Annotated in this window: 12 protein-coding genes; 7 read left to right on the forward strand and 5 right to left on the reverse strand. The window is 32.3% G+C overall.

What is annotated here, in order from left to right:
• Positions 1-426: 426 nt before the first annotated feature.
• Together ACSIGE_RS13015 and ACSIGE_RS13020 are read left to right on the forward strand one after the other, a co-directional pair.
• On the forward strand, positions 427-729 hold the full coding sequence (locus ACSIGE_RS13015) for a hypothetical protein (protein ID WP_440880307.1): 303 nt from the start codon (positions 427-429) through the stop codon (positions 727-729).
• A gap of 470 nt (positions 730-1,199) precedes the next feature.
• A complete protein-coding gene (locus tag ACSIGE_RS13020; RefSeq protein WP_440880308.1) occupies positions 1,200-1,631 on the forward strand; it encodes a hypothetical protein in 432 nt (143 codons plus the stop codon).
• Between the two features lie 120 nt (positions 1,632-1,751).
• On the opposite strand, the gene thrC is transcribed toward ACSIGE_RS13020, so the two are convergent.
• The 4 genes from thrC to ACSIGE_RS13040 all read right to left on the reverse strand — a co-directional run bounded on the left by thrC (position 1,752) and on the right by ACSIGE_RS13040 (position 8,280).
• Entirely contained in the window at positions 1,752-3,053 is a 1,302-nt protein-coding gene (gene thrC / locus ACSIGE_RS13025) for a threonine synthase (protein ID WP_440880309.1), read from the reverse strand.
• 28 nt (positions 3,054-3,081) lie between these two features.
• Positions 3,082-4,014, reverse strand: coding sequence for a homoserine kinase (locus ACSIGE_RS13030; protein ID WP_440880310.1), 933 nt, complete (start codon positions 4,012-4,014; stop codon positions 3,082-3,084).
• Positions 4,015-4,041: 27 nt separating this feature from the next.
• Positions 4,042-6,483: a bifunctional aspartate kinase/homoserine dehydrogenase I gene (thrA, locus tag ACSIGE_RS13035; protein ID WP_440880311.1), complete on the reverse strand. Its 2,442-nt coding sequence runs from the start codon at positions 6,481-6,483 to the stop codon at positions 4,042-4,044.
• A gap of 234 nt (positions 6,484-6,717) precedes the next feature.
• On the reverse strand, positions 6,718-8,280 hold the full coding sequence (locus tag ACSIGE_RS13040) for a hypothetical protein (protein WP_440880312.1): 1,563 nt from the start codon (positions 8,278-8,280) through the stop codon (positions 6,718-6,720).
• A 132-nt stretch (positions 8,281-8,412) separates the two neighbouring features.
• Between ACSIGE_RS13040 and ACSIGE_RS13045 the strand changes: the two genes are divergently transcribed.
• The 5 genes from ACSIGE_RS13045 to ACSIGE_RS13065 all read left to right on the forward strand — a co-directional run bounded on the left by ACSIGE_RS13045 (position 8,413) and on the right by ACSIGE_RS13065 (position 13,867).
• Positions 8,413-9,588 carry a 2-isopropylmalate synthase gene (locus ACSIGE_RS13045; RefSeq protein WP_440880313.1) on the forward strand — a complete coding sequence of 392 codons (1,176 nt, stop codon included), beginning with the start codon at positions 8,413-8,415 and terminating at the stop codon, positions 9,586-9,588.
• Positions 9,589-10,971, forward strand: a complete 1,383-nt coding sequence (gene leuC / locus ACSIGE_RS13050; protein ID WP_440880314.1) for a 3-isopropylmalate dehydratase large subunit — start codon at positions 9,589-9,591, stop codon at positions 10,969-10,971.
• Entirely contained in the window at positions 10,972-11,571 is a 600-nt protein-coding gene (gene leuD, locus ACSIGE_RS13055) for a 3-isopropylmalate dehydratase small subunit (protein ID WP_440880315.1), read from the forward strand.
• A gap of 21 nt (positions 11,572-11,592) precedes the next feature.
• Positions 11,593-12,708, forward strand: a complete 1,116-nt coding sequence (gene leuB / locus ACSIGE_RS13060; RefSeq protein ID WP_440880316.1) for a 3-isopropylmalate dehydrogenase — start codon at positions 11,593-11,595, stop codon at positions 12,706-12,708.
• Between the two features lie 292 nt (positions 12,709-13,000).
• A complete protein-coding gene (locus ACSIGE_RS13065; RefSeq protein ID WP_440880317.1) occupies positions 13,001-13,867 on the forward strand; it encodes a M57 family metalloprotease in 867 nt (288 codons plus the stop codon).
• Positions 13,868-14,119: 252 nt separating this feature from the next.
• Here the strand turns inward: ACSIGE_RS13065 and argH are convergent, their stop codons facing one another.
• Positions 14,120-15,397: an argininosuccinate lyase gene (gene argH / locus ACSIGE_RS13070; protein WP_440880318.1), complete on the reverse strand. Its 1,278-nt coding sequence runs from the start codon at positions 15,395-15,397 to the stop codon at positions 14,120-14,122.
• Positions 15,398-15,425: the final 28 nt, after the last annotated feature.

Genomic DNA, 15,425 nt, shown 5'->3' on the forward strand with positions numbered 1-15,425 from the left:
ACTCCCGCTCCCGCACTGCCAGTTCCGTTATACGGAAAATCCTTTCGTGTGGATGTTATGAGTAAGCAATACAGAAATTAAAATTAAAAATACTAAAGATAAAGCCAGAGCAGGGATGTTGTGGTTTTATTGTTTTTTAGGAGTAGGCTTTTTGGGTTTTAACCCTGTTGATTGACATTTAGCAATAGCGTAATGGCAATTTAGTTACAGGAAATTTAAATAGATAACGGTACTATAAAAGCCATTTATAATTAGGAATAGTATCGTTTTAAAATTATAAGAATAGAGTTACAGCAGTAATTCGTAAAAATCAATTAAAAAGAAAATATGCACGTTTTAATAGAAGTATACGATGATTGAATAAACTTGGGTTTTTGATCAAAATAGAACAATATAGATTTGTCTTAAATATAAAATAATACAAAAATGGATAAATTTTTAGAACAAATGATTAACGAGATATATGCTGATGCAAAAGTATCTCCATCAGAAGTTATTAAATTAAATAAGTTTGCCGAAGAGACTATTGATAAACTGATAAGTTTTGAAGGTGGCGACGGTGTTTCAAGTGCTATGTGTAGATCTTTTCAAGTGACTAATCAGCTTGTTCAGAGTACATTATTGAAGATGCGTAAAAACAAAGAAACTGAGGAAAGAAAAAAAATATTTAAGAAAGTAATTGAAACTCAAATTGAATTATTAAAGGCTAATATGGAGTTGTTTTCGTAATTTGAAATCCGCTTTTAATAGTAATGAGTTAATAATTAGCGATTAATTTAAGAGTAATAAAAACCAACAAAACCACAACAGTAATGTTGTGGTTTTGTTGGTTTTTAGGAGTAGATTTTTCTGGTTTTAACATCGCGTAAAAAAGATATTTAACAAAGCAAATGAGTAATTTTTTGTCAAGTTCAAAATCCTATGGTTTTGGTTTATGATGACTTTTTTTTGAAGAGCCTTTGAATTAGTCATCTTACTTTAGAATAAGAGAGCATTAGTTTTGCAAGTGCTATCTTTATTTTTTTAGAAGATTTTTCAGAAATATACTTAAGAATATGTGTGTAGAAAAACGTTGTTTTTATGCTTTTCCATAGTTTAGAAAGTAAATAAATCCTTTATTTTATGGTATTCCATCAAAAGAGATAGAAATACTAGCTGATGGTAAAGTAAACAAAGTAATCAAACCATAACTTACCAAAATGAAAACAACCAACTACGATAAAAATCTTTTTATAATAGCCAGTTTATGGAATTTCGGAGCAGCCATACCTAGTTGGATCGGAATGCTATTGATACCAGATATTTTATTTCCGTATTTTGGAATGCCGATAGCCACATCTCTCTTCCCGTTTAATGCAATGTTTAGTTTGATCATTGTTTTTGGAATAGGCTACCTCATGGTTAGTGAAAATGTAACCCAAAACCACGCAATTATATTTACAGGTATGATTGGGAAAGTCCTCTTTTTTTGTAATTGCCTTATAGCCTTGTTTATCCAACAAGGAAACTTACTATTGATGTTTACAGGGGTAGTAGATCTTATTTTTGCTGTATTATTTTTACAGTTTTTACGTAAAAATAAATATGCATTTATTAAAAGAACAGAAAAGACCGTAGCGATAAAAAGCTAAAAAGAAATATTATTTTAAAAAATGATATCTTGAGTAAGAATACTTTATCGAAGTATTGATAAAAATAAAAAATGCCGTATAAAATTTATACCGGCATTTTTTATGATAATGAAATACTGTTTAAGCACGTATTTTTTCTGAGTTTAAAAAAGCTTTTAAATCACTATAAGTATTGATGAATTTAGCCTCTTTTTCTTTATGTAGAATTTCTTCAATTTGTTTCGGAATCTCTATATTAACAGAAAGGGTTGGTTCTACAACATCCAAAAATTTTACAGGATGAGCGGTTTCTAAAAAAATACATAAACTATCGGCATCATTTTTCTGATATTCTTTAGCTCCTAAATAACCAACAGCTCCATGAGGATCAGGTATATACCCCTCTTTTTGATGTATTTTTTTCATTGCTTCACGAGTTTCATGATCATTAAAAGCATAAGAAGAAAAGGTTTTTCTTAACGAAGAAATATCATTACCGTACAACTCTTGGATACGAATAAAGTTACTTGGGTTTCCTACATCCATGGCATTTGAAATGGTCATTTTAGAAGGTTTTGGTTCATAAACTCCTTTGACTAAGTAATTAGGAACGGTATCGTTGATATTAGTTGAAGCAACAAAATGTTTGATAGGAAGTCCTAATTTTTGCGCCATAATCCCTGCACAAATATTCCCAAAGTTACCACTTGGTACAGAGAAAACAACCTCTTTATGTTGCTTATAAACCTGTTTGTAGGCAAAGAAAAAGTAAAACATTTGGGGTAACCAGCGTGCTATATTAATAGAATTTGCCGATGTCAACACCCGGTTAATTTCAGTATCTAAAAAGGCTGTTTTAACCATTTCCTGACAGTCATCAAAAACACCTTCTACCTCAAGAGCAGTAATATTTTGCCCAAGTGTTGTCAATTGTTTTTCTTGAATATCACTGACTTTACCACTGGGGTATAAAATAACAACTTCTACACCCTTCACCCCCAAAAAGCCATGGGCTACAGCACCACCAGTATCTCCAGAAGTTGCTACAAGAACCGTTACTTTAGCATTATTATTTTTATTGAAATACCCCAAGCACCGCGCCATAAAGCGTGCTCCTACATCTTTAAACGCCATAGTAGGGCCATGAAATAATTCTAACGTAGCTGTATTTTCATCAATTGGAACAACAGGAAAATCAAAAGATAGTGTATCCTTAACAATTTCTTGAAGCGTTTCTTTAGGAATAGCATCTCCTACAAATTGTTGAATCGCTTTAAAAGCAATTTCTTCATTAGAGTATTTATCCAGATTAGCGATGAACTCTTTTGCTAAAGGTGTAATTTTTTCAGGAAAATACAAGCCTCTATCGGGAGCTAAACCGTTAACTACTGCTTCTTGAAAGCTAACATTAGGTGATTTTTTATGTAAACTATAATAATTCATTTTGCTTTGTTTATGTAATAAAGTTAGTTTAACTAGCGATGAGTGTTTTGACACCTTCTGTATTTATTTTAGACGTAAATACGTTAAAATCGATATTTGTATTGCTGTAAGTTGCGTCAATTGCGTTGGCCACTTTTTGAGCAACAACATCACCTTTACAGATTGCAAAAATAGTAGGACCAGATCCTGAGATGCCAGCTCCCAACGCTCCCGCTTTAATCGCTGCTGATTTTACAAGATCAAAATGAGGAATTAAATGCTTTCTAGCAGGCTCAACAATTACATCTGTAAGCGAATTGCTAATTAAATCGTAATTGTTAGAATACAGTCCGCTGACCAGCCCTCCAACATTAGCCCATTGCGTTACGGCTTTTTTTAAAGACACTTCAGTAGGTAAAACATCTCTTGCGTCTTTCGTTTTTACCTCAATTTGAGGGTGTATTGCTACCAATCGTAATTGATCAGGAACTGGAAGTTTTACAATATCCAAAGGCTGATAACTTCGTATCAGCACAAAGCCACCAAATACGGCAGCAGCAACATTGTCAGCAATAGCAGTACCACAAGCTGCTTTTTCGCCTAACATGGCAAACTTTGTTAATTCTAAATTAGAAAAAGGAGCTCCTAATAATTGATTAACACCATAAGCAGCCCCACTTGCACTGGCAGCGCTACTTCCTAAACCACTTCCAGGAGAAAACCCTTTATGCATTGTGATTTCAATACCAAAATCAGCAGGATGTTTCTCTAGCATTGCAAGTGCTACCACACCAGCTACATTTTGAGTTGGATCTAAGCTAAGGCCTTTTGTTCCTGAAATTTCGGTAATTTCGATGCCTTTCTGCGAGGTTTTTCGAAAAGTCATTTCGTCACCAACATTCTCTACAGCAAACCCCATAGAGTCAAAACCGCAAGAAACATTGGCAACAGTAGCCGGAGCAAATATTTTAATAAAATTCATTTCTTTAAAATTTCAAAAGGACATACCCTAGTTTCTACCTGTTCTAATAACATCTGCAAAAATTCCTGAAGCAGTTACATCGGCTCCAGCACCTGCCCCTTTAATTTGTAAAGGTTGAACAGGGTAACGATCTGTATAAAAAAGAACAATATTGTCACTACCCTCTAAATTGTAAAAAGGATGGTCACTTGGTATTTCTTGTAATCCAACACTTGCTTTACCATTTGCGAATTCAGCGACATACTTTAAACGACTGTTATTATCGGAAGCCTCTTGATAAAGCTTTTGAAAATGTGCTTCATACTTTAGTAGACTTTTATAAAAATCGTCATTATTAGTAGTTTCAAGTGATTCTTGAGGTAAAAAAGCTTTATTCTCAATATCAGTTAACTCTAATTCGTACCCGCTTTCACGCGCTAAAATCAATATTTTTCTGGCAACATCAATACCGCTTAAATCAATTGTAGGATCGGGTTCAGTATACCCTTGCTTTTGAGCATCTTTAACAACATCGTGAAAACTTGTAGTTGGATTAAAATTATTAAATACAAAATTTAAGCTACCAGATAGAACGGCTTGTATCTTTGAAACTCGATCTCCAGAAGCTATTAAATTCTTTAAAGTATCAATTATAGGAAGTCCAGCTCCAACATTTGTTTCAAATAGAAAAGGGGCGTTATACTTTCTTGATATTCTCTTTAAGCTTTGGTAGTTTTCAAGTTTTGAAGCACAGGCGATTTTATTACAAGTAACTACAGCAATATTATTTCGTAAATAGTTTTCATATACTTCCGATACCGCCTTATTGGCAGTATTATCAACAAAAACAGCATTTCTTAAGTTCAATGCTTTGGTTCGTTCAAAAAATTGTTCCAACGAAGCAGATTCTCCATTTTCCAATGTATCGTTCCAATTGTTCAGGTCAATACCATTTGGATCAAATACCATTTTTTTCGAATTAGATAAACCAACGACTCTAATATTCATTTTTAACTGCGCTTTCAAATAATCATTTTGTTGATGTATTTGTGCTAAAAATCGTTCACCTACATTACCAACACCAGTAACAAATAAGTTGAGCTGTTTTATTTTATCTTCAAAAAATTGTTCATGAAGCGTATTTAAAGCCTTTTTAGCATCATGACTGTCAATAACAGCAGAAATATTTTTTTGAGAAGCTCCCTGTGCGATAGCTCTAATATTAACATTATTTTTACCCAAAGTACTAAACATTTGACCACTTAGTCCTTGGTGGTTTTTCATATTATCACCAACCAATGCTATAATTGCCAAACCTTGCTCTATGGTTGCAGGGTTAATTTTATGTCTTTCAATTTCAATTTCAAATGCTTTATTAACAGCATGAATGGCTTTTGTTGCATCTTCGTCATAAATACCAACACAAATAGAATGTTCGGATGATGCTTGCGTAATAAGCACCACATTAATTTGGTGATTTGATAAGGTTTCAAAAAGTCTTTTTGAAGTGCCTGATACGCCAACCATGCCACTGCCTTCAACTGTTAGTAAAGTGATATTTTCAATATGCGTGATTCCTTTAACTGGCTTTGCATTAACAGAGTTTTTAGTGATTAGGGTACCTACGTTTTGAGGATCAAATGTATTTTTGATTACAATAGGAATGTTTTTCTCTAAAACTGGTTGAATTGTTGGTGGATAAATTACCTTGGCGCCAAAATGCGATAATTCCATCGCTTCCTGATATGAAATTTGAGGTATGGAAAAAGCCTGTTTTACAATACTCGGATTGGCAGTAAACATACCACTCACATCAGTCCAAATTTGAAGCTCATCTGCATTTAAAGCAGCCGCATAAATAGCCGCTGTATAATCAGACCCCCCTCTTCCTAACGTTGTTGAAAGCCCACTTTCTGATCTTGCAATAAAACCAGGTAATAGCGTAACTTGGTGTGTATTGTTCTCAAAAAAATCGCGACAATTTTTATTTGTTATTTCAAAATTAACTTGAGCTTTATCAAATAAGTTAGAGGTGGTAATAATTTCTCGACTATCCTTATAGGCGGTGTTTACGTTTTGTTTAACAACTTCAGAAATAATATATGAGGAAAGAAGTTCTCCAAAGCCACTTACCGTAGCCATTGTTTTAGGTGTGATATCTTTTAATAAATAACACCCTTCTAATAAGGTTTTTAGCTGGCTAAACATATTTTCAACGGTATTTCTGACGCTAGTTTGTTTATTTTCAGGAACTAACTCTTGAATAACTTGAAAATGATGTTGCTTAACTTCCTCATAAAGTTCTAGGTAATTAGGTTTATTATTTGCTGCATTATTGGCTGAACTAATTAGTTTATTCGTAGTTTTTCCAAAAGCTGAAACGACTACAGCAACCTTTGTTTCTGATGCAGCGTTATGTATGATTTGAACTACTTTGCTTATATTTTGACTATTTGCTACTGATGAGCCTCCGAATTTTAAAATTTTCATTTTAAAAAGTGATAAAATTGATTTATTATTAAAGAATGCTTGTTTTTTTTTTATTTTTTGTTAAAAAAATAAATAGTACGTAAAATGATATGTATTAATGCAACCCCCTAAAGGGTAATCCCAGTAGAAATAATAATTGTGCCAACAAAAGACACTCGCATAGAAGCGCTTACAACAGCTTGAATATGTCTTTTGTTAATTATCATGACTGCAAAAATACAAATGCTTTTTTAATTATTTAGCATATTCTTTAAATTTTTCTTGAATTATTTGTGATACGGTCTTGTTTTGTATTTTACTTTCAAGCCATGAAAGTATGTCAAGGTACAAGAAGGCTCGTTTTTCATATGGGTGATTTTCAAAAACTTTTAACCGGTCATATATTTTTTTAAATTCATTTTTGATTTGATGTGGGTAAACATCTCCTAAAGCTTTTATGGAAGAAATAAACTCTTTTTGCACTTCTTGTAAATTTTCCATTTTTATAAGAAAGCGGTAAGTGTCTTTAAATTGCATTTCTAAATGATAATCTAATCCTGATTCATAATGAGCAATTAGGCTTAAGACTCTGGCAAAACATTGTAGGTCTTCTGCTACATGTAAATTTTTAGAGTTTATAATTTTATTCAAGTAAAAAATGCACTCTGTATTTTTTCCCATTCCAAAATACAGACAAGCAATCTTATAATAAAAAACAACAATATGGTGGTTGTCTAGTAAATTTCTATAGAGTTCTATCTTTTCATTTATAATAGCTACTAAATATTCTCCTTCAATAAAACTACCCTCAAAAAAATGCAGATGAAGTTTATTTGTATAATAGTACTGAAACATTAAAATTTCAGTATTACTATTCTTAGGGATTACATTATTTTCGATTCCTTTTTCTAGGAACGAAAATTCTTCTTTCAGTTTCTTATAGTGTTTTATAAAAAATAAACTTTCTAATAAATAATTAACACCTTTAAGATAGAATACTGGATGTAAGGTTATGTTTTTGGGAGCCTCTTTAAATAAGTTAATCCATTTATTAGCATATTTATAGCTTTGTAAAAAGTCTTGAATTAAAAAGCTATGCCATAAATTAGCTTTGTAGAGCCAAAGTTTTTCCCTAAAACCAAGTTTGTCAAAGGCGTATTTAGGCAATCGTGCATTAAAATATTCATTTACCTTTTTTAGTTCATCATCATTTCTTACATACCCTTTTTTTAATAGGATTCCATATAACTGTAATGATAAGTTAGAAAGTTTACTTGTTATAACATTTTGTTGACTGATTCCCTTAGCTTGTATGGTTAATTCATCGGCTCTAGTATTGATGCTTCTTGTAATGTATTGGCTTTCAATAAGTTTTTCGAATTCAATAATTTCATAAGCCATGTTTTTTTCTTCACTATCTAAAGCCATATTTTTTGCTTTATCAAGTAACTTTAAGCTTTGTTTATAAAGTCCTTTTAAGTACAAAACAGTAGCAAAGTCTAATTGCTCTCTAATTTGAATTCTAATATTTTTATGAACAGGATTAAGCCGTAAACTTGTTAATATTTGTTTGTATAAATGTGCTTTCAGATTTGATAATTGTTGCTTGCTTACAATGCCAGTTTTAATGATCGTTTTTTCGTCGTATGTTTTTTGCTTTTCTAAAACTTTGAATAAAGCAAAAAATTTAGCATCAATATTTCCACCAAGTCTTCCTATATATAGATTGAATTGTCTTTTTTCTGATTTAGATAAAGACTTTATTAGTACAAAAAGAGAATCCGTTTGCTGGTTGGTTGATGTAATTGTTTTATTCATAATAAACTGTATTACAGTTATTTAAGTTTTTTTTTAATTAATTAAGTTTCGTAACTATCCCTTTATTTAGGGTGCTGTTACAAAATCCAATATATACATTTGATTTTAGAAACAGATCAAAAGATTTACAATATGTCAAAGGATAAAGTACAAATTTTTGATACCACTTTAAGAGATGGAGAACAAGTGCCAGGTTGTAAGTTAGATACAAAACAAAAACTTGTCATAGCAGAAAGACTCGATAGTTTAGGGGTAGATGTTATAGAGGCAGGTTTTCCAATATCTAGCCCAGGTGATTTTATTTCAGTAAGGGAAATAGCAAAAATTGTTAAAAACGCATCTGTTTGTGGGTTAACAAGAGCTGTTAAAAAAGATATTGAAGTGGCTGGACAAGCCTTAAAAATAGCTCAAAAACCGCGCATACATACAGGAATAGGAACTAGTGAGTCGCACATTAAATATAAATTTAACATTACGAAGGAAGAGGCTATTTTTAGAGCAAAAGAAGCAGTAGCTTATGCTAAGAATTTTGTTGATGATGTTGAATTTTTTGCCGAAGATGCAGGAAGAACAGAAAATTCATTTTTGGCTAAAATATGTGAAGAAGTAATTAAGGCAGGGGCAACAGTGTTAAATATTCCTGATACTACAGGGTATTGTTTGCCTGATGAATATGGAGCAAAAATAAAATATTTAAAAGATCATGTTAAGGGAATAGAAAATGTAACAATTTCATGCCATTGTCATAACGATTTAGGTTTGGCTACAGCCAATTCTATAGCAGGTGTTATGAATGGGGCTCGACAAATAGAGTGTACTATTAATGGAATAGGAGAACGTGCAGGAAATACAGCTTTGGAAGAAGTTGTGATGATTCTTAGACAGCATCCGTTTCTAAATTTAGACACTAATATTAATTCTAAGCTGTTATATGATACCAGTTTGATGGTTCGTGAAAAAATGGGCATGGTTGTGCAACCCAACAAAGCAATAGTAGGCGCAAACGCTTTTGCGCATAGTTCAGGGATTCATCAAGACGGGGTTATAAAAAATAGAGAAACGTATGAAATTATTAATCCCGCGGATGTTGGTGTTACTGAAAGTGCTATTGTTTTAACTGCAAGAAGTGGAAGGGCAGCCTTAGCATACAGAGCAAAGAAAATAGGTTATGAATTAACAAAAGTACAACTAGATAGTGCTTATGAAACTTTTTTAAATTTTGCTGATAAACAAAAAGAAGTAATTGATGAAGATATTCATTTAATTATGCAACAGGTTAATAAAATTTCAAAAATAGCAATAGCTTAAATGGGAAAGACATTATTTGATAAGGTGTGGGATGAACATGTAGTTGAAACAATACCAAATGGACCTCAAGTTTTATATATAGATAAGCATTTAATCCATGAGGTAACAAGTCCTCAGGCATTCAAAGAGTTGGAAGATAGAGGTATTTCAATAGCGCGTCCAGATAAGATTGTTGCCACAGCAGACCATAACACTCCTACGGTAGATCAGCATTTGCCTGTAAAAGATGCACTTTCTAGAAATCAGTTAGAGCAGCTTACAAACAATTGTAAAAAAAATAATATTAAACTTTTCGGACTTGGGCACAAATACAATGGAATTGTACATGTTATGGCGCCAGAATTAGGAATTACCCAGCCAGGTATGACCATGGTTTGTGGTGATAGCCATACTTCGACTCATGGGGCGTTTGGAACCATTGCTTTTGGAATAGGAACAAGTCAGGTAGCACAAGTTTTTGCAAGCCAATGCTTAATATTAGAAAAACCTAAAAGTTTGCGTGTTAACGTAAATGGTAAATTAAAAAAAGGGGTACTTCCAAAAGATGTTATTTTATATATCATTGCAAAATTAGGAACCAACTCAGGGACAGGATATTTTTGTGAATATGCTGGTAATGTTTTTGAAGAAATGTCTATGGAGGGGAGAATGACAGTATGTAACATGAGTATTGAAATGGGTGCAAGAGGAGGTATGATTGCTCCTGATGAAACCACATTTGAGTATGTAAGAGGAAGAGAATTTGCTCCTAAAGATGATGAATATGAAGCTAAATTAGCTTATTGGAAAACACTTAAAACAGATGAAGATGCTTGTTTTGATCAGGAATATTTCTTTAAGGCAGAAGATATTGAGCCAATGCTTACCTATGGAACAAATCCTGGTATGGGACTTAAAATTTCGGAGGTAATTCCAGAAGAAAATGATGCTTCCTTTGAAAAGGCATTGATGTATATGAATTTTAAGAAGGGAAAAAGCTTGATTAATACTCCTGTGAACTATGTTTTTATTGGAAGTTGTACAAATTCAAGAATAGAAGATTTTAGAGTTGCTGCGAGTTATGTAAAAGGAAAGCAAAGAGCTTCCAATGTAAATGCTTGGCTTGTTCCAGGCTCGCAACAGGTAGCAAAACAAATTAAAGAGGAAGGGCTTCAAGAAATATTTGAAGAAGCTGGTTTTAGATTGCGTCAGCCTGGATGTTCAGCTTGTTTAGCGATGAATAATGATAAAATTCCTGAAGGAGAGTATTGTGTATCAACATCAAATAGAAATTTTGAAGGTCGTCAAGGCCAAGGAGCACGAACTATTTTAGCAAGTCCTCTTATGGCAGCAGCAACTGCAGTAGAGGGTAAAATTATAAATTTCACCAAAAAATTAAATTAAATGGATAAGTTTGTTAAGTTAGTTGATACAGGAGTACCTTTGTCCATTGAAAATATAGATACGGATCAAATCATTCCTGCACGTTTTTTAAAAGCTACCGACAAAAATGGGTTTGGAGATAATGTTTTTAGAGATTGGCGTTATCGCAAGGATGGAGATTTGAATACTGATTTTATTTTAAACAATCCAATGTATAGAGGAAGTATTCTAATAGCAGGAGATAATTTTGGTTGTGGATCTAGCAGAGAGCATGCTGCTTGGGCATTAAGTGGATATGGTTTTAAAGTTGTTGTAAGTAGTTTTTTTGCCGATATCTTTAAAGGAAATGCTTTAAATAATGGGATTTTACCTATTCAAGTATCGAAAGATTTTTTGTCTAGGCTTATGGATATAGTTACAATTGATCCCACAGCGAGAATTATAGTAGATCTTGAAGAGCAAACATTAAAAACACCAATCGGAAAAACTAAATTTGAAATCGATTCTTATAAGAAAGTTTGTTTACTCAATGGATATGATGATATTGATTTTCTAATAAGTAAAAAAGATATTATAAAGAAGTTTGAAGAGGAAAACTTAAAACAAACAGTTTTAAGTTGATTGATAAAAATTAAAAAATAAATGAAAGTAAATATAGCCATAATTCCGGGTGATGGAATAGGACCAGAAGTAACTGAGCAAGCTAAAAAAGCTTTAAATGCTATAGCTAATGTTTTTGATCACACATTTTTGTTTAAAGAAGGGTTAATGGGGGCTTGCGCTATTGATGAAACAGGGACTCCCTTGCCAGATAAAACATTGAATTTATGCAAAGAATCAGATGCAGTGCTTTTTGGGGCAATAGGTGATCCTAAATATGATGAAGATCCAACATTAAAGGTTCGTCCTGAACAAGGGTTGCTAAAATTAAGAAAAGAATTGGGACTTTTTTGTAATATAAGACCTGTGAAAGCATACGAGACTTTAATTCATAATTCGCCATTAAAAGAAGAACGTATTAAAGGAACGGATATTAGTATATACAGAGAGCTGACTGGTGGAATTTACTTTGGTACAAAAGAATTAAGTAAAGATGGAACCATCGCAAAGGATGGTTGTACATATTCTGTTGAAGAGATTGAGAGAATTGCACATTTGGCATTTCAAGCAGCCCAATCAAGGCAAAAAAAATTAACTTTAGTTGATAAAGCAAATGTACTAGAAACATCAAGATTGTGGAGAAAAACAGTTACTTCATTAGCAGTCCAGTATCCTGATGTTCGACTAGATTATTTATTTGTTGATAATGCAGCTATGCAGTTAATATTAAATCCAAAACAATTTGATGTCATTTTAACTGAAAATTTATTTGGAGATATACTCTCTGATGAGGCTAGTGTTATTGGTGGGTCGATTGGTTTATTAGCATCAGCATCTATTGGTAAGAATAATGCTTTATTTGAGCCAATCCATGGATCATTTCCCCAAGCTAAAGGAAAAGATATTGCAAATCCCTTAGCATCCATATTATCAGCAGCAATGTTATTGGAGCATCTCGGATTACACGAAGAGGCAGGAGCTATTGATAAAGCAGTTCAAAAATCACTAGAATTAGGGATAACTACTGAGGATATAAATTTTGAAAAACCGTTTTCAACAAGTAAAGTTGGAGATTTTATTGCTGATTATGTTAATAATCAAGAAGATACGGATATTAATTTTCAAAATATCCATATGGGACAGAGTACTATAATTTAGATTCTTTTAAAGATATTTAACACAAAAGCTTATTCATTAAAATTATTTTCAATGAGTAAGTTTTCTTTTTTTAATTACTTTTATGAAGTAAATGTGTTTAATTTATATTTTTTTATTGTTTTGTTTGTTAATATATTAACATAACGTTGTTTTTTTTACATTTAAGTTACTTTTATGTTTAATTTTTGTGTTTTTTTAAGTTAAAGTTATGTTAAGGTTTATTTTTTAGTTAAGAATTGTGTAGTTTGGTTTCGATTTAAAACCCATTCTAAACAATTTAAACGCTAATATTATGAGCAAAGCTAAAATGGCCCTATACTTGGGGCTGATGGCAGGGGGAATCCTTGCGTCGTGTTCTAGTGAAAATGAACAAGTAAATGATTCTAATACTGATAATCAGGCAGTCGAACACCCTTGGACCAAGACCGTACCACAAAAAGTTGTTGATGCGGCGGCAAAACTAGAATTAAACGTCAACCATTTACGATATGACACTTTCTATTTCCCTGATGGGACTTCTGAAGATCGATTGTATGTTGAGGAAGACATTGCTATGACGGAGCAAGAAATTTTAACACTTGCAGCATCCAAAAAAGAAGACAAAACACGTCAATATTCGACCAATAATTTAGTCTCTCAAGGAAGAAATATTTCGATTATAGGTTACACCGGTGGTGGTGGGTATGGTCTTTCTTCAAAAGAAAGAGAAGGTCTACAGTGGGCTGTTAACAACTATAATAGGTTAGGGCTTTCAATAAGATTTACATTAACTTTTGGCACAAATTATAATTCAAAAGATATGGTAGTTTATCACAACCCGAATAATGGAGGTTCTGGAGGTCAAGCTGGTTTTCCTAGCGGAGGCCGTCCTTATAAGTGGATTCAAATTTATGGTTTACAGAATTATTCAACCAATGTTAATGAGCATGTAATTACTCATGAAATTGGTCATGCAATTGGATTTAGACATACGGATTGGTTTAGCCGTCAAAGTTGTGGTCAAAATTCAAATGAAGGATCTGCTGGTGTAGGGGCAAATCATATCGCAGGTACTCCAACAGGTTATGACGCAACTTCTATAATGGTTGCATGTTTTAGTACAAGTGCAGATGGTGAATTTAATAGTAATGATGTAAATGCACTAGAAAGATTATACTAGTTTTTAAATAGATTGTTATAAAAATTTTAAAAAAAGGAGCTCTTAAAAAGAGCTCCTTTTTATTTAACCTTAAATATAAAAGCCCCCCAGCTTTATTACTTAAATTACCTTTTTGACACATAAAAAAAAATAAGTCACATAAATATTTAGAAAAAAAGTAAAAAAAATATGAATTAATTAATAATGGGTGTTTTTTTTTGTTGATTTTTGTTTCGAAATTAAAATTCATTCTATTACCTAACCATAAAAAGATTAAACATCATTTAGCTTTCTATGTATTTGATCTAGGCTAAGATTATGTATGCTTCCTGTATGAATGTGTTTTTTTGATGTATCGGGAATATAAGATCCTTCAGATATTTCATTACCTATTTTTCTGTAGGCTTCTCTGAAGCTCATCCCTTGTTCTACTAAATTGTTTATGTTGTCAACAGTAAATAGATACTTGTATTTTTCATCATTTAGATCAATGTCTTTAACAATGATTTTCTTAATACTAAAATTAAAAATATCTAGAATGTCTTTAAAATCCTCAAAAGTACGTATCATATTTTCTTTTAGTAATTGATAGTCTCTGTGGTAACCACTCGGTAAATTATTAGTTAATAGGAGTGTTTCACTGTAAAGCGCCTGAATTTTATTGCACTTTGCTCTTATCAATTCGAAAACATCAGGATTTTTTTTATGAGGCATTATACTGCTGCCAGTGGTAAGCTCATCTGGAAAAGAAATAAAGTTAAAGTTTTGACTAATATAAAGACATATATCCATCGAAAAACGAGCTAATGTATTTGCTAGGCTTCCCAATGCCATTGCAGCTGTACGTTCACTTTTTCCTCTGCTCAATTGTGCGGCAACAACATTGTATTTTAACGTATGGAAGTTAAGTTCTTTTGTGGTAAATTCTCTATCAATCGGAAATGAACTACCATAACCAGCAGCAGAACCTAAAGGATTTTGGTCTACTATTTTCAAAGCAGCCTTAATAAGATGTAAATCATCAACCAATAATTCTGCATAGGCAGAAAACCAGAGCCCAAAAGAAGAAGGCATGGCAATTTGTAAATGAGTATAGCCTGGTAATAGTTGATTTTCATGATCTTTTGAAAGCGTTAATAAGGTTTCGAAAAGTATTTTTGTTTTTTGTATTATAATCTTAAAATTATCTTTGTAATATAGGTGTAGGGCAACTAATACTTGATCGTTTCTTGATCGAGCTGTGTGGATTTTCTTGCCAATTTCACCACAATATTTAATAAGTTCATGTTCTATCTTTGAATGTATATCTTCAAATGTATTATCAATACAAAAGGTTCCGTTTTCAATTTGATCAGATAAGTTTTTTAATCCTTCTAAGAGCTTAAATTGCTCTCGCTCTGAGATAATATCAGTTTTTGCTAGCATTTTAGCGTGAGCTATAGATGCTTGTATGTCATATGGTGCGATAAACATATCTATTTCTCTATCATTTCCAATAGTGAAATTTTCTATTTTTTTATCCATTTTTATGCCTTTATCCCAAAGTTTCATTTGTTTAATTGTTTGTGGTTAATATTAT

It is taken from the genome of Tenacibaculum profundi, from assembly GCF_052050075.1.
Taxonomy (GTDB): domain Bacteria; phylum Bacteroidota; class Bacteroidia; order Flavobacteriales; family Flavobacteriaceae; genus Polaribacter.

Excerpts from the sequence above, each read along its gene's own strand:
- ACSIGE_RS13015 (WP_440880307.1), top strand. The coding sequence starts at position 427 with ATGGATAAATTTTTAGAACAAATGATTAACGAGATATATGCTGATGCA.
- ACSIGE_RS13020 (WP_440880308.1), top strand. The coding sequence starts at position 1,200 with ATGAAAACAACCAACTACGATAAAAATCTTTTTATAATAGCCAGTTTA.
- thrC (WP_440880309.1), bottom strand. The coding sequence starts at position 3,053 with ATGAATTATTATAGTTTACATAAAAAATCACCTAATGTTAGCTTTCAA.
- ACSIGE_RS13030 (WP_440880310.1), bottom strand. The coding sequence starts at position 4,014 with ATGAATTTTATTAAAATATTTGCTCCGGCTACTGTTGCCAATGTTTCT.
- thrA (WP_440880311.1), bottom strand. The coding sequence starts at position 6,483 with ATGAAAATTTTAAAATTCGGAGGCTCATCAGTAGCAAATAGTCAAAAT.
- ACSIGE_RS13040 (WP_440880312.1), bottom strand. The coding sequence starts at position 8,280 with ATGAATAAAACAATTACATCAACCAACCAGCAAACGGATTCTCTTTTT.
- ACSIGE_RS13045 (WP_440880313.1), top strand. The coding sequence starts at position 8,413 with ATGTCAAAGGATAAAGTACAAATTTTTGATACCACTTTAAGAGATGGA.
- leuC (WP_440880314.1), top strand. The coding sequence starts at position 9,589 with ATGGGAAAGACATTATTTGATAAGGTGTGGGATGAACATGTAGTTGAA.
- leuD (WP_440880315.1), top strand. The coding sequence starts at position 10,972 with ATGGATAAGTTTGTTAAGTTAGTTGATACAGGAGTACCTTTGTCCATT.
- leuB (WP_440880316.1), top strand. The coding sequence starts at position 11,593 with ATGAAAGTAAATATAGCCATAATTCCGGGTGATGGAATAGGACCAGAA.
- ACSIGE_RS13065 (WP_440880317.1), top strand. The coding sequence starts at position 13,001 with ATGAGCAAAGCTAAAATGGCCCTATACTTGGGGCTGATGGCAGGGGGA.
- argH (WP_440880318.1), bottom strand. The coding sequence starts at position 15,397 with ATGAAACTTTGGGATAAAGGCATAAAAATGGATAAAAAAATAGAAAAT.